The 15,082-nt window shown below is 74.1% G+C and carries 10 protein-coding genes; 3 read left to right on the forward strand and 7 right to left on the reverse strand.

Features of this window, described 5'->3' with window-relative positions:
* Positions 1-18: 18 nt before the first annotated feature.
* From ACFWTC_RS08370 to ACFWTC_RS08385, 4 genes are all read right to left on the reverse strand, one after another.
* Positions 19-2,037 (reverse strand): acyl-CoA dehydrogenase family protein, encoded by a 2,019-nt coding sequence (locus ACFWTC_RS08370; RefSeq protein WP_383919219.1) that lies wholly within the window; start codon positions 2,035-2,037, stop codon positions 19-21.
* A gap of 156 nt (positions 2,038-2,193) precedes the next feature.
* A complete protein-coding gene (locus ACFWTC_RS08375; protein WP_383919222.1) occupies positions 2,194-3,639 on the reverse strand; it encodes an aldehyde dehydrogenase family protein in 1,446 nt (481 codons plus the stop codon).
* Positions 3,640-3,865: 226 nt separating this feature from the next.
* Complete coding sequence (locus ACFWTC_RS08380) at positions 3,866-5,446, reverse strand: PucR family transcriptional regulator (protein ID WP_383919224.1); 1,581 nt, start codon at positions 5,444-5,446, stop codon at positions 3,866-3,868.
* 166 nt (positions 5,447-5,612) lie between these two features.
* On the reverse strand, positions 5,613-7,751 hold the full coding sequence (locus tag ACFWTC_RS08385) for an ATP-binding protein (protein ID WP_384027290.1): 2,139 nt from the start codon (positions 7,749-7,751) through the stop codon (positions 5,613-5,615).
* Between the two features lie 241 nt (positions 7,752-7,992).
* Between ACFWTC_RS08385 and gabT the strand changes: the two genes are divergently transcribed.
* The 3 genes from gabT to ACFWTC_RS08400 all read left to right on the forward strand — a co-directional run bounded on the left by gabT (position 7,993) and on the right by ACFWTC_RS08400 (position 10,861).
* On the forward strand, positions 7,993-9,327 hold the full coding sequence (gene gabT / locus ACFWTC_RS08390; RefSeq protein WP_383919230.1) for a 4-aminobutyrate--2-oxoglutarate transaminase: 1,335 nt from the start codon (positions 7,993-7,995) through the stop codon (positions 9,325-9,327).
* 265 nt (positions 9,328-9,592) lie between these two features.
* Positions 9,593-10,246 (forward strand): phosphatase PAP2 family protein, encoded by a 654-nt coding sequence (locus tag ACFWTC_RS08395; RefSeq protein ID WP_383919233.1) that lies wholly within the window; start codon positions 9,593-9,595, stop codon positions 10,244-10,246.
* A 72-nt stretch (positions 10,247-10,318) separates the two neighbouring features.
* Positions 10,319-10,861, forward strand: coding sequence for a hypothetical protein (locus ACFWTC_RS08400; protein ID WP_383919236.1), 543 nt, complete (start codon positions 10,319-10,321; stop codon positions 10,859-10,861).
* Here ACFWTC_RS08400 and ACFWTC_RS08405 read toward each other — a convergent pair.
* From ACFWTC_RS08405 to ACFWTC_RS08415, 3 genes are all read right to left on the reverse strand, one after another.
* Positions 10,858-12,630 (reverse strand): chitinase, encoded by a 1,773-nt coding sequence (locus tag ACFWTC_RS08405; RefSeq protein WP_384027446.1) that lies wholly within the window; start codon positions 12,628-12,630, stop codon positions 10,858-10,860. The genes ACFWTC_RS08400 and ACFWTC_RS08405 overlap by 4 nt on opposite strands.
* 124 nt (positions 12,631-12,754) lie before the next feature.
* Positions 12,755-13,420 (reverse strand): hypothetical protein, encoded by a 666-nt coding sequence (locus tag ACFWTC_RS08410; protein WP_384027292.1) that lies wholly within the window; start codon positions 13,418-13,420, stop codon positions 12,755-12,757.
* A gap of 220 nt (positions 13,421-13,640) precedes the next feature.
* On the reverse strand, positions 13,641-15,059 hold the full coding sequence (locus ACFWTC_RS08415; protein WP_384027294.1) for an NAD(P)/FAD-dependent oxidoreductase: 1,419 nt from the start codon (positions 15,057-15,059) through the stop codon (positions 13,641-13,643).
* Positions 15,060-15,082: the final 23 nt, after the last annotated feature.

The raw sequence follows: 15,082 nt of genomic DNA on the forward strand, positions 1-15,082 counted from the left end.
TGCTTCGATGATCGCAGGTCAGCGCAGGGGACGGTGCACGTTCTCCTTCTGGGAGGGGCCGGGGGCGGCGTCCGCGATCCAGGGGCCGTCGCCGGACGGGTCCAGGACGCCCTCCTCCAGCCAGGTGTAGGTGCCGGTGAGGACGCCCGCGACGACCTTGAGGTCGAGGTCGTCGGTGTTGGACCAGAGACGGCCGAAGAGTTCCTCGACGCGCAGCCGGGCCTGGTGGCAGAAGGCGTCGGCCAGCTGGTAGGCCTCACGGCCGTGGTCGCCGGTGGCGCGCAGGTGCTCGGCGCGGACGCAGGCGGCGCTCATGGCGAAGAGTTCGGCGCCGATGTCGACGATGCGGCCGAGGAAGCCCTGTTTGGTCTCCATCCGGCCCTGCCAGCGGGACATGGCGTAGAAGGTGGAGCGCGCGAGTTTGCGGGCGCTGCGCTCGACGTAGCGCAGGTGGGTGGCGAGGTCGGGGTGGCCGCCGGGGTGGAAGGCGCGGTAGGTGCCGGGGACCTGGCCGGCGCCGGTCGCGAGCTTCGGCAGCCAGCGGGCGTAGAACCCCGCGGCGCGGGCGCCCGCCTTCGCCTTGTCGCCGAGGTCCTTCTCGGGGTCGATGAGGTCGCCGGCGACCGACAGGTGGGCGTCGACGGCCTCACGGGCGATCAAGAGGTGCATGATCTCCGTCGAGCCCTCGAAGATACGGTTGATGCGCAGGTCGCGGAGCATCTGCTCGGCGGGGACGGCGCGCTCGCCGCGGGCGGCGAGGGAGTCGGCGGTCTCGAAGCCGCGGCCGCCGCGGATCTGGACCAGCTCGTCCGCCATCAGGCAGGCCATCTCGGAGCCGTAGAGCTTGGCGAGGGCCGCCTCGATGCGGATGTCGTTGCGGTCCTCGTCGGCCATCTGGGAGGCGAGGTCGACGACGGCTTCGAGGGCGAAGGTGGTGGCGGCGATGAAGGAGATCTTGGCGCCGACGGCCTCGTGCCGCGCGACCGGCCGCCCCCACTGCTCCCGGACGCCGGACCATTCCCGGGCGATCTTCAGGCACCACTTCCCGGCGCCGACGCACATGGCGGGCAGGGAGAGCCTGCCGGTGTTCAGGGTGGTCAGCGCGATCTTCAGGCCGGCGCCCTCGGCGCCGATGCGCTGGTCCGCGGGGACCCGGACCCGGTGGAAGCGGGTGACGCCGTTCTCCAGGCCGCGCAGGCCCATGAAGGCGTTGCGGTGCTCGACCGTGATGCCCGGGGAGTCGGCCTCGACCACGAAGGCGGTGATGCCGCCGCGGTGGCCCTCGGACGCCGGGACCCGGGCCATCACGACGAGGAGGTCCGCGACGACCCCGTTGGTGGTCCACAGCTTCACGCCGTCGAGGACGTACGCGTCGTCCCCGTCCGGCACCGCCGTGGTGGCCAGGCGCGCCGGGTCGGAGCCGACGTCGGGCTCGGTGAGGAGGAAGGCGCTGATGGCGGTGGTGGCGCAGCGCGGCAGGTAGGCGTCCTTCTGCTCCCGCGTGCCGAACATCTTCAGCGGTTGGGGCACGCCGATCGACTGGTGCGCGGAGAGCAGGGCCCCGATGGCCGGGCTGACCGAGCCGACGAGGGCGAGCGCCTTGTTGTAGTAGACCTGGGTGAGGCCGAGACCGCCGTACTCGGTGCCGATCTTCATGCCGAGGGCGCCGAGCTCCCCCAGCCCCCGCACGGTCTCGTCGGGGATCTTCGCCTCGCGCTCGATGCGGGCGGCGAGTCCGTCGGCGAGCGCCGTCTCGCAGAACTCCCGCAGCCGCGCCAGGAAGGCCTCGCCGCGCCGGACGTCCTCGTCGGCGGGGAGCGGGTGGGGGTGGATCAGGTCGAGCCGGAAGCGTCCGAGGAAGAGCTCCTTGGCGAAGCTGGGCTTGCGCCAGTCCTGTTCCCGGGCCGCTTCCGCGACCCGCCGTGCCTCGCGCTCGGTGACCTTGGGCTGCCCGCCGGGGCGCGTGCCCGGGGCCGGGCCCGGATCTGCGCCCGGATCTGCGCCCGGTTGCGTGTCGCTGGGTGGTGTTGCGGACATGAGGGGACTCACCTCGCCGCCGGAGTCGGGGTGGCTGTGGGATGTGCCGGCCGGTGCTACCAGTGAGTCGTACCCCATGTGGGCGGGAGGGAAAAGGGGGACGGCCGGAGCCCCCGCACAGTGGGCTCCGGCCGTCGGCTTTTGGGCCGTACGGGATCAGATGTCGAGGCCGGTCAGGACCAGGACTCGCTCGTACGTGTAGTCGTCCATCGCGTAGCGCACGCCCTCGCGGCCCACACCGGACTGCTTGACGCCGCCGTACGGCATCTGGTCGGCGCGGTAGGACGGCGCGTCACCGATGATCACACCGCCGACCTCGAGCTCGCGGTGGGCGCGGAAGGCGACCTGGACGTCACGGGTGAAGACGCCGGCCTGCAGGCCGAACTTCGAGTCGTTGACGGCGGCGAAGGCCTCGTCGGTGTTCTCGACCTTCCGCAGCGTCAGGACCGGTCCGAAGACCTCCTCGGTGGCGAGCTTGACGCCGGCCGGGACGTCCGCGAGGACGGTCGGCGCGTACGAGGCGCCGTCGCGCTTGCCGCCGGCGAGCAGCTTCGCCCCGGCGGACACGGCCTCGTCGACCCAGGCCTCGACGCGCTTGGCGGCGTCCTCGGAGACGAGGGGGCCGACGTCGGTGGCGGAGTCGGACGGGTCACCGGTGACCTGTGCCTGGACCGTGGCGACGACCTTCTCGACGAGGCGGTCGTAGACGGAGGCGTCGGCGATCACGCGCTGCACGGAGATGCAGGACTGGCCGGCCTGGTAGTTCGAGAAGGTCGCGATACGGGTCGCGGCCCAGTCGAGGTCGGCCTCGGAGGCCCAGTCGGCGAGGACCACGGCCGCGGCGTTGCCGCCGAGTTCCAGGGTGCAGTGCTTGTGGGGCACCGACTGCTGGATGGCGTAGCCGACGGTGTCGGAGCCGGTGAAGGAGATGACGGGCAGGCGCTCGTCCTTCACCAGGGCCGGCATCTTGTCGTTGGCGACCGGCAGGACCGACCAGGAGCCGGCCGGGAGGTCGGTCTCGGCGAGCAGCTCGCCCAGGATCAGCCCGGAGAGCGGGGTGGCCGGGGCGGGCTTGAGGATGATCGGCGCGCCGACGGCGATGGCCGGGGCCACCTTGTGGGCGCACAGGTTCAGCGGGAAGTTGAACGGCGCGATGCCGAGGACCGGACCCTTGACGAAGCGGCGGGTCAGGGCGAGGCGGCCGACGCCGCCGGCGTCGGTGTCCAGGCGCTGGGCGTCTCCGCCGTTGAAGCGGCGGGCCTCTTCGGCGGCGAAGCGGAACACGGACACCGCACGGCCGACCTCACCGCGGGCCCACTTGATGGGCTTGCCGTTCTCGGCGGAGATCAGCTGGGCGATCTCCTCGGTCCGCTCGGTGAGCCGCTTGGACACGTGGTCCAGGGCGGCGGCCCGTACGTGGGCGGGCGTCGCGGAGAACTCCGCCGTCACGGCGTACGCCGCGGCCACGGCCTCTTCGACCTGCGCGTCGGTGGGCACGCTGACGGCAGCGACGAGGCGGCCGTCCCACGGGGAGTGGACGTCGAAGCTGTCGTCGCCGGTGGCCAGGCGGCCGGCGAGCCAGAAGGCGTGGGTGGAAGTCATGCGAATCCCGGCCCTTCGGAGTGTGCGGTGGGGTCCTGTCCCCACCACCGTAGGACGCCGCCGGGGATTCGGTGTTTATCCGGGGTGGAGCGCCGTGGCGCCCGGGTTCGCCGCTTTGTCACTGTCCGGGCGGCGAACGAACCCCTACCGGGGCGGGGAACGGCCGGTTCGGGCCCCGGGGGGGCGGGATGGGCGCCCCGGGGGGCGGGAGGGGCCGGCCGCTCCCCTATGCCTGGGCGGACGTGGCCTTCAGGGCCAGCCACAGCTCCATGCGCACGTCCGGGTCGTCCAGCGACCGGCCGAGGATCTCCTCCACCCGCTTCATCCGGTAGCGCAGCGTGTGCCGGTGCACGCCGAGGTCGGCGGCGGCCGCGTCCCACTGGCCGTGCCGGGACAGCCAGGCCTGCAGCGAGGCCACCAGGTCGCCGCGCCCGGTCGCGTCGTGCTCCCGCAGCGCGCGCAGGGTGCCGTCCGCGAAGGCCCGTACGGCGTCGTCCGCGAGCAGGGGCAGGACCGAGCCGGCCGCCATCGCCTCGTGCTCCACCAGCGGCCGGCCGCGCCGCCGGGCCACGGCGAGGGCCTGGTCGGCCTGGGTGAGGGCCGCCGCGACGCCCCCGGACCCGGCCGGCGCGGACAGGCCCACCACCAGTTCGTCCGGCTCCGGTCCGGTGGCGTCGCGGCCGCGCCGCGCCTCCAGGTTCTCCGCGTGCCCGAGGCACGCCTGTACGGCCGACCCCCCGTCGGCGGCCAGGACCACCAGCCGGCCCGGCTCCGGCACGACCAGCAGCGCCTCCCCCGTGCGGGCGGCCGCCGACTCCACCGCGTCGGCCAGCAGCGCGAGCCCCTCCGGCTGGGCCGTGCCGGGCAGCGCCGGCTCGGCCGCGATCAGCCGGAACGGCGCCTCCAGCAGGGCCCCGTACAGGTCTCCGGCCACGGACCGGGCGTGCTCGGCCTCGCCGGCCAGCAGCATCCGCAGTACGGCCGCGCCGAGCCGGGACTCCGCGTCGTGCAGGGAGCGCGAACGCTCGGTGGTGAGGGTGAGCAGGGCGACGGCGGAGTGGACGGCGTACCGCTCGGCGGTGCCGAGCGGGGCCCCGGTGCCGACGGCGAGGGCGCCCCGGGCCCGCCGGCCCGTGCCGAGCGACTGGAGCTCGACCCGGTCCTCGGAGCCGCCGACGACGGCGCTGGCCGGCGCGGGGCGCTCGCGCAGCCGTTCCACGTCGGGGGTGAGCCGGGCGGCGCGGCGGGCCGCCCAGTCGGGTGCGGCGGCGACCACCGCGCCCGAGGTGTCGTACAGCGCGGCCCAGCCGTGCACGTGCGCGGCCAGCCGCGCCAGCAGCTCGGCGGGCCCGTCGGCGGAGAGCGCGGCGCGGGTGAGTTCCCGCTGGGCCTCGAAGCCGGCGGTCACCGCCCGGTACTGGTCGGCGGCGAGGGCAGCGGAGACGGCCTTGCTGATGGCGAGGAACGGGGTCCTCCGGGGCACCTCCAGCAGCGGCATGTCCTCGGCCGCCGCGGCCTCGACCAGCGCCTCGGGGACGGCGTCGTAGTTGACCCCGACGGCGAAGCCGATGCCGACGACCCCGGCCGCGGAGAGGCGGCGTACGTAGCGGCGCATCTCCTGCGGATCCTCCGCGTCCAGCTTCATCGCGGTGATCAGGAGCAGTTCCCCGCCCTCCATGTAGGGGACGGGGTCGGCGAGCTCGCTGACGTGGGCCCAGCGCACCGGGGTGTCGAGGCGGCCCTCCCCCGCCCGGACGCTGAGCTTGAGCGCCGAGTGCTGGACGAGCGAGGCGAGGGTGAGCGGCATCGGTTACCAGGGTCCTTGGCGGAGGGGGTGGCGGACGGCTGCGGCGGAGATCGGCGGAAGCCGGCGGACGATGCCGTTTTCGCCGAGTCGTATGAACGGCTCCCCTCGATTCTGCCATCCCGTACGGTTATGGCCGCACGGTCCGCGTCCGGGGCCGCCCCGCGCCTCAGGTCGCGTCCGCCAGCCGGACGAGCAGCGGGGCCGCCCGCTCGCCGCGCACGGAGGTCAGCGACAGCACCGCGTGCCCCGGCGGTACGGCGTGCGCCAGGTCGGAGGCGGACCAGCGCTCCCGCTCCACCTGGCGCACGGTCACGGCGTCCGTCGTGACGGCCTTGCCGGTGACGAGCTTGCGGAAGGCGTGGAGGGCGCGCGTGAGGGGCTGGTCGGCGAAGACCGTGCGGTGGGTGACGTCGCGCGCCTCCACCCATTCGGTGCCCCAGGCCTCGGCGAAGCGCTTGCCGTCCCAGGTGGTGACCCCGGAGAAGGCCATCCGGCAGCCGACCGCGCCGAGCAGCGGGGTGCGCAGCCCCTCCGGTACGTCGTCCAGCGTCCGCAGGGTCAGCAGCACCCCGGCGTGGGCCGAGCGCAGCCGCTGTACGCCGCGCACGGTCTCCGGGGTCAGGGTGTGCGAGGCGTCGTCGAAGGCGAGGAACGCGAAGAGGGAGCGGTCGGTACGGGCGGCCACGGCCGCGTTGAACTGGGCGAGCAGCAGCCGGGCCAGCATCCGCGAGGCGTCGGCGTGGGCCCGCTCGGGCAGGTCGACGCGGACGCGGATGGGGTGCTCCAGGGCGCGCAGCGAGAACGGCCGCGTCGGGGCGGAGGCGTCGGGGGCTCCCGGGTCGCGGGCGCCCACGTCGAAGAAGCCGGCGAAGGCGGGGCGGTCCAGCAGGGCCACCCGGTCGGCGAGGGCAGGACCGGGGTCGCCGGGCGCCCCGTGCTGGCGGCGGCGGGCGTCGAGTTCGCGGAGCATCGACGGCCGGCCGGTCTCCTCCAGGGCCCGCCGCAGCGCGTCGACGCTCTCCGGCACCTGGTCGAGCAGCTCGCGCAGCTCCGGCACGGCGGGGAAACGGCCGTGCACGGCGCGGAACGGCCCGAGGAGCTGGGCCAGCGCGGTGGCGGCGCGGCGCACCTCCATCCCGGGGACGTCGCCGACGAAGGCCTCGGCCAGCAGGGTGGCCGCCTCGTCGGGGTCGGTGGTGCCGCCGTAGAGGTCGAGGTCGTAGACGGAGGCGGGGTCGCCGACGCGGACGACGACGTCGTACACCGCGTCGGGCCCGAGCTGCGCCCCGGTCGCGCCGACGGCGACGACGGCGGCCTGGCCGGCCAGCGCCTGGAGCGCGAGCGACTCGACGACGGGCCGCACCAGGCGGCCGGTCTTCCCGCTGCCGGAGGGTCCGACGGCGAGTACGGAGGTGCCGAGGACGTCGGGGTCGAGGGCGAAGGCGGTGCCGCGGCGCGCGTACGGGTTCCGCACGCCGTCCTCGACGGTCCCGAGCAGCACCTGACGGGCGAACAGGTCGTGCCGGGCGGCCCGTACGGGCAGGTCCCGCGCCCCGGAGGGGTGCACGCAGGCACCGGCGCCCTTGTCGCGCACGGCGTCGGCGAAGGCCCGCAGCCGGGAGGGGTCGACGCGGACGGAGTCCCAGGCCCGGCGGATGCGCGCGTAGTCCACGTCGTTCATCCGCCCGGCCCCGACCTCCCCCTCCAACCGGTCGGCCACATCCCCGAGCCCGGCCTCCCGCACCTGCGGCCAGCGCACGGGGTCGTCGTCGGCTCCGGCCTCGATGCGGGAGGGAACGGTGGCACGGGCGGCGTTCGCGGATCGGACTCGGACCAGTCGGCGGCCCAGTTCGGGCCAGCGGCCGAGGCGCCCGAAGCCGAAGAGCAGGGCCCCGGCGACGATGGCGTACCAGACGTACGAGGCGACGACGGAGGCGTTGCCGCCGGCCCAGGAGTCGGGCGTGAACATGTAGAGCGGCCACAGCCAGAACCCGCCGAGGTAGCCGTTCCACAGCAGCGACCACAGCAGCAGCCCCGCCAGCAGGGCGATCAGCGCCCCGCTGACCAGCTGCCGGGTCGGGGTCACCTCCGGCTCCTCGGCGGCGCGCGGCACGTGGCCGTAAGCCCACACGCCGGGCCCGTCGGAGCTCCGGGGGGTACGCAGCCAGTCGGTCAGGGTGGGGCCGGGGGTGGGGGGCGGGGGGCCCGGGGCGTGGCGGGGTTTCGGGGGCGCCGGGGGTGTGGCGGGTCTGGGGAGACGGCCCGTGTGGGTGGTGCGTGCGTCGTGCGTGCCGTCGGTGTCCATGAACCCCTGCCCCCTGCCAGTGCCCTGCGCTGCGCTGCGGCGCTCAATCTAGTGCCCCGCCCGCCCCCGGGGCTCGTACCCCGCAGTGATCCGGACGGCCCGGCCCCGACCACTCCTATGGCCGTCGCGGACAACGACTCGCACCCACCACTCCCGATCGGCGCATGCCTTCCCCCCTCCCCCGGGCCTAGCCTGCGGACAAAGACACAAGTGCGTCCGAAAACACCCCCAGGAGCCCCCTATGACCGCTGTCCCGCAGGAGCGCCGCATCGTCACCGCGATCCCCGGCCCCAAGTCGCAGGAGCTGCAGGCCCGCCGTCTGTCGACGGTCGCCGGCGGCGTGGGCTCCGTGCTCCCCGTCTTCACGGCCCGCGCGGGCGGCGGCATCATCGAGGACGTCGACGGCAACCGCCTGATCGACTTCGGCTCCGGCATCGCCGTGACCTCCGTCGGCGCCTCCGCCGAGGCCGTCGTGCGCCGCGCCGCCGCGCAGCTCGCGGACTTCACGCACACCTGTTTCATGGTCACCCCGTACGAGGGCTACGTGGAGGTCTGCGAGGCCCTCGCCGAGCTCACCCCGGGTGACCACGCCAAGAAGTCGGCCCTGTTCAACTCCGGCGCCGAGGCCGTCGAGAACGCCGTCAAGATCGCCCGTTCGTACACCAAGCGCCAGGCCGTCGTCGTCTTCGACCACGGCTACCACGGCCGCACGAACCTCACGATGGCCCTGACGTCGAAGAACATGCCGTACAAGCAGGGCTTCGGCCCGTTCGCCCCCGAGGTCTACCGCGTCCCGGTCGCCTACGGCTACCGCTGGCCCACCGGCGCCGAGAACTGCGGCCCCGAGGCCGCCGCCCAGGCGATCGACCAGATCTCCAAGCAGATCGGCGCCGACAACGTCGCCGCGATCATCATCGAGCCGGTCCTCGGCGAGGGCGGTTTCATCGAGCCGGCCAAGGGCTTCCTGCCGGCGCTGGTGAAGTTCGCCAACGACAACGGCATCGTCTTCGTCGCCGACGAGATCCAGTCCGGCTTCTGCCGCACCGGCCAGTGGTTCGCGTGCGAGGACGAGGGCATCGTCCCCGACCTCATCACCACCGCCAAGGGCATCGCGGGCGGCCTGCCGCTCGCCGCCGTGACCGGCCGCGCCGAGATGATGGACTCCGTCCACGGCGGCGGCCTGGGCGGTACGTACGGCGGCAACCCGGTGGCGTGCGCCGGTGCGCTCGGCTCCATCGAGACCATGAAGGAGCTCGACCTCAACGCCGCGGCGAAGAAGATCGAGTCCCTCATGAAGACCCGCCTGACGGCCATGCAGGAGAAGTACGACATCATCGGCGACATCCGCGGCCGCGGCGCCATGATCGCGATCGAGCTCGTCAAGGACCCGGTCTCCAAGACCCCGTTCCCGGAGGCGGCCGGCGCGCTCGCGAAGGCGTGCCACGCCGAGGGCGTGCTCGTCCTCACCTGCGGCACGTACGGCAACGTGCTCCGCTTCCTGCCGCCGATCGTCATCGGCGAGGACCTGCTGAACGAGGGCCTGGACATCATCGAGGCCGCGTTCGCGGGCATCTGATCGAATCCTCGAACGCTCCGCTCGAGCACTACCGCCGGTAACGGTCGGGCGCTGTGAAGAAGGTGTGGGGGGCCGATGGCGGGAGCGGGTTCCTGCTGTCGGCCCCCCTTTCCCTGCCGTACGGTTTCTGCAGATGAGTGAGACACCCCGCTCCCGGGAAACCGGGGGCGACACCAGTACCGGGCTTCCCCAGCGCCGCACTGGGCATGCGTTCGCGCACACTCCTCACCGACCGGACAGCCGTTCGCCCCAAACCCCCCGGGGCGTGCGGCAACCCGGTCCGGGCGGCCGTCCCGGAACCATCCCCCCTGTTCCGGGACGGCCGGCCACCCTCCTCCTCGCCGCGCTCTGCGGCCTGCTCTTCGCCCTCGCCACCTGGCAGGTACAGGTCGCTGGCCCGCTGCTGGCGCCGGACCACGCGCTGAGCCGCGCCCTGGTGCGCACGGTCCCGGACTCCGTCACCGAACGCCTCTCGGACCTCGGCAACGTCCCCGTCGCCGTTCCCGTCCTCGCCCTGGCCATGGCGTACGCCGCCTGGCGCGGCCGGCGCCGCGCCGCCCTCGCGGCCGGCCTGGCGATGGCCCTGGTACCGGCGCTGGTCGTCCCGCTCAAGGCGTGGACCGGCCGCCCGGGCCCCCTGGAACCCTGGGCCGCCGGGTACTACCCGTCGGGCCACACCGCGACCGCGTTCGTCGCGTACGCCGGGGCCGCCCTGCTCGTACGCCCGTACACCCGCCGCCCGTGGCCGGCGGCCGCGGCCCTGGTGCTCACGGGCGCGACCGCCGCCGGGCTGATCCTGCGGGGCTGGCACTGGCCCCTGGACGTCATGGCGAGCCTCCTGCTGTGCACGCCGCTGCTCCTGGCGGTCCGCCGGGCGGCGGCGTCCGGACCGGACCGCGGCCGAGCCCGGGAGGACTGACGGCCGTTGCGGCACGGATCCCGCACCGCGGACCCGGAGATCCGCGGCCCGGGATCTGGTTGCATGGGTCCCGTGAACGCCATACTCACGAGCGTCATCGCGGTCCTCGGCACCCTGCTGGGCTCCACGGTGACGCACGTCTTCCAGCAGCGGTCCGCGCGGCGCACGGAGCGCGCCGCCCTCGACGCGCAGCTGCGCCGGGAGCGGCTGGACGTCTACGGCACCTACGCGGGGCTGCTCGTCGACTTCCGCCAGGCCGCGCTGCACCACTGGTTCTGCGTGCACGAGGGCCGCGACGCCGAGGACGAAGCCGCCCTGCGCAAGCGTTCGTTCGAGCTGCGCTCCGGTGCGCAGCACGCCCTGTTCCAGCTCCAGCTGATCGCCGACGAGCCCGAGCTCACCGCCGCCGCGGTCGAGGCCTTCGCCGCGGTCGGCGCGGTCAACCGGGCGCGGGACCGCGCCGACCTCGACGCCCGGCGGGACGCGACCCGGGAGCTGATCGACGGCTTCGTCGGTACGGCCCGCCGCTCCGTCCGGGCGGCTCCCGGTGCGGGTGGGGACGCGGACGTCCGCGTCCCGCGGTCCGGACCGGGAGCGCTCCCGCCGGGAGCCTAGCCGCCGAAGTACGCGTCGAAGTTCCGGCTGAACTCCCAGCCGCCGAAGCGGTCCCAGTTGATCGACCAGGTCATCAGGCCGCGCAGGGCGGGCCAGGTGCCGTGGGTCTGGTAGCTGCCGCAGTTCACCTTCCGCGTCAGGCAGTCCAGCGCCTTGTTCACCTCGGCGGGCGAGGTGTGGCCGTTGCCCGCGTTGGTCGTCGCCGGGAGGCCGATGGCCACCTGCTCCGGGCGCAGCGCGGGGAAGACGCGGGCGGTGTTGCCCGCGACCGGGAAGCCGGTGAGGAGCATGTCGGTCATGGCGATGTGGAAGTCCGCGCCGCCCATGGAGTGGTACTGGTTGTCGAGGCCCATGATCGAGCCGGAGTTGTAGTCCTGGACGTGGAGCAGGGTCAGGTCGTCGCGCAGGGCGTGGATGACCGGGAGGTAGGCGCCGGCGCGCGGGTCCTGTCCGCCCCAGGGGCCGGAGCCGTAGTACTGGTAGCCGAGCTGGACGAAGAACGTCTCGGGGGCCATGGTCAGGATGAAGTCCGGACCGTACCGGGCTTTGAGCGTCTTCACGGCGGAGATCAGGTTGACGATGACGGGGGTGGTCGGGGCGCGGAAGTCGGTGTCCCCCGTCGCCAGGGAGAGGGAGTGGCCCTCGAAGTCGATGTCGAGGCCGTTCAGCCCGTACTCGTCGATGATCTTGCCGACGGAGGTGACGAAGGCATCGCGGGCGGCGGTGGTGGCGAGCTGGACCTGGCCGTTCTGGCCGCCGATGGAGATCAGCACCTTCTTGCCGGCGGCCTGCTTGGCCTTGATCGCCGCCTTGAACTCGGCGGGCGACTCGACGTTCGGGCACTCGGCGGCCGGGCAGAGCTGGAAGCGGATGTCCCCCGAGGTCACGGACGTCGGCTCGCCGAAGGCGAGGTTGATGACGTCCCAGGAGGCGGGGACGTCGGCCATCCGGACGTAGCCGGAGCCGTTGGCGAAGCTGGAGTGCAGATAGCCGACCAGGGCGTGCGCGGGCAGCCCGGGGTTGCCCGGGTTGCCGCCGCCGCCCGTCGTGGTCGCCGAGACGGGGGCGCTCTTCGCGGACTCGCCCGCCGCGTTCACGGCGCCGACCCGGAAGGTGTGGGTGGTGGACGCGGCGAGGCCGGTCACCACGGCCGAGGCGGCGGTGACGGTCAGGGGGGCGGCGCCGTCCCGGTAGACCTTGTACGAGGTGGCTCCGGCGGCCGCCGACCAGGAGAGGGACACCGCGTCGGAGGAGGTCGCGGACGCGGTGAGGCCGGTGGGGGCGGCCGGGGGGCGGGGCTCTTCGGGGCCGGGGCCGCCGGGGTCGGGTCCGACCACCGTGACGTCGTCGGTGAGGTGGGCAGGCTGGCCGTACCAGCCGTGGGTGTAGACCGTGACGGAGGTCGTCGACGGGCCGGTGCGGAAGGTGGTCGCCAGCTGCTTCCACGCCCCCGCGCTCTGGGTCCAGGTGGACACGTCGGCGGTTCCGGTCCCGGTCGCGCCGAGGTAGACGTACGCGCCCTGCACCCAGGCGCCGAGCGTGTACGTGGAGTCGGGCTTGACGGTGACGCTCTGGGCGCAGCGGGCGTTGTCCTGGCCCGCCGGGGTGGCCTTGAGGGCGGAACTGCCGCCGTGGACGGGGGTGGTGACGGCGGTCCCGCTGCCGCCGGAGCAGCTCCAGCCGTCGAGGCCGGACTCGAAGCCGCCGTTGCGGACGAGGTCGGCGTCCGCCGCCGCGGCCGGCGGGCCCGCGGCGAGGAAGCCGGCCACCGCCAGGGCGGCGGCCGTAAGGAGGGACGTGGCTCTGCGCACAACTGCCTCCGGGGCATGGGGGGATGGAGGGGGTCAGCGGCGCCCAAGATGGTCCAGACCAATGCCCTTGTCAATGCCCCCGTCACCTTTTGCGCCCCGCCCTCTCCTCGGCGGCGGCCCTGGCGTCAACCGGGAAGGCCGCCCCGGCGGACCCGTCGGACCCGGCGGACCCGGCGGACCCCGGCGCGGTGGACCCGGCGGACCCCGGCGCCCCCGCACCGCCCGCCCCCGCCACCTTCGTTCCGGCCACGCCCGTCCCCGCCGAGCCCGCTTCGGCGCCGTGCGCGACGGTCGCCGCGGCCTCGTGCATCGCCAGTTCCAGCACGGCCGGGTCGGTGAGGGTCCCCCGCCCGTCCGGGAGCACCAGCCAGCGCACCCCGCCCGCCGCCCGGCCCGGGTACGGGACCACGATCCAGGTCCCGCGGCCGGCGCCCCGTACGCCGGTGCCGATCCAGCGGGACGCGGTACCCGGGGGCACGAAGAAGCCCAGCCGCGGCATCGGCGTGCCGCTCGGCCGCGCGGCGCCGAAGTCGGCCAGCACCGGGCCGGGCCGGTCCACGAGGAACCCGAGCACGTCGAGGGTGGACTGCCCCAGCTCCGCGGGCACGATCAGCACGTCCCAGCGCCGGCCGGCGGGCAGGAGGGCCGCCCCCAGGGGGCTCCGCTCCCACTCCCGTCGGCAGGCCCCGGGATCCGGCGCCGCCGATACCAGCCATTCCACTGCCGTCTTGGCTCCCGGGATCGTCATCGCCCGGCCTCCGTTCCGTCTGGTGAAGGGTTCTCATCAGGGGAGAGCGGGGCCGGGCGCGGGTATGACGCGGGTTTCGTTACCCCGTGGTAGTGAAACTGGTCACGCGGCGAGCGGCCGTGCGGGGCGGGGCGCGCCGGGGCGCGCACGCCGCGATCAGCGGATCAACGGATGGGGTGACCAGCCGTTCAGCGGATCAGTCGGTCAGCCGATCGGCAGGTCAGCTGTCGAATCCGAGGCCGACCCGGTCCAGCGCCTTGAGCCACAGGTTCCGGTGGCCGCCGTTGCCGTCGGCGCGGGCCAGGGACCACTTCGTGAGGCTGATGCCGGTCCACGCGAAGGGCTCGGGCGGGAACGGCATCGGCTTGGAGCGGACCATCTCCAGCTCTGTGCGCTCGGTCCGCTCCCCCGCCAACAGGTCGAGCATCACGTCGGCGCCGAAGCGGGTGGCGCCGACGCCGAGCCCGGTGAATCCGGCGGCGTACGCGACCTTTCCCGCGTGCGCGGTGCCGAAGAAGGCGGAGAAGCGCGAGCAGGTGTCGATCGCCCCGCCCCACGCATGGCTGAATTTGACCCCCTCCAGCTGGGGGAAGCAGGTCAAGAAGTGCTCCGCGAGCTTGAGGTAGGTCTCCGGGCGGTGGTCGCGCTCCGCGTCGAGCCGGCCGCCGTAGGGGTAGATCGCGTCGTAGCCGCCCCACAGGATGCGGCGCTCGGGGGTGATCCGGAAGTAGTGGAACTGGTTGGCGCTGTCCCCCAGCCCCTGGCGGTTCTTCCAGCCGATCGAGTCGAGCTGGGACTCGGTCAGCGGCTCGGTCATCAGGGCGTAGTCGTACACCGGGACGGTGAGCGGCCGGATGCGCTTGACCAGCGAGGGGAAGATGTTCGTACCCAGCGCGACCCGGCCCGCGAAGACCCGCCCGTACGGGGTGCGCACGGCCATCCCGGCCCCGGAGGCGACCAGGTCCAGGCCGCGGGTGTGCTCGTGGATCCGCACCCCGAGGTCGAGGCAGGCCTGCTTGAGGCCCCAGGCCAGCTTCGCCGGGTTCAGCATGGCGACGCCGTCACGGTCCCAGACGCCGCCGAGGAAGGTCGGCGAGTCGACCTCGGCGCGCAGGGCGTCGCGATCCAGCCACACGGAGCTCCCGGCGAGGCCGAGGCGCTCCGCCTCCCCGTGCAGCTCGCGCAGCTCCTCGACCTGGTGCGGCTCGGTGGCCACGTCGATCTCGCCGCTGCGCTCGAAGTCGCAGTCGATGCCGTAGCGGGCGACGGCCGCCTCGATCGCGTCGAGGTTGCGGGCGCCCAGCTCTTCCAGCTTCGCCAGCTCGCCGGGCCAGCGGGCCAGGCCGTTGGCCAGGCCGTGGGTGAGGGAGGCGGCGCAGAAGCCGCCGTTGCGGCCCGAGGCGGCCCAGCCCACCTCGTTGCCCTCGATCAGGACGACGTCCCGGGCGGGGTCGCGCTCCTTGGCGAGGAGCGCGGTCCACAGGCCGCTGTAGCCGCCGCCGACGACGAGCAGGTCGCAGTGCTCGTCGCCGGTGAGGGCGGGCCGGGGGGCGGGCTTGCCGGGGTCGTCCAGCCAGTACGAGACCGGCCGTGCTTCGGAAAGGGATCGTGCAGCGGTGCGCATGGCGTCTGGGGCCATGTCTTCCAACTCCCTACGGATGA

Origin of the sequence: Streptomyces sp. NPDC058619 (genome assembly GCF_042717785.1) — a bacterium.
Lineage (GTDB): Bacteria > Actinomycetota > Actinomycetes > Streptomycetales > Streptomycetaceae > Streptomyces.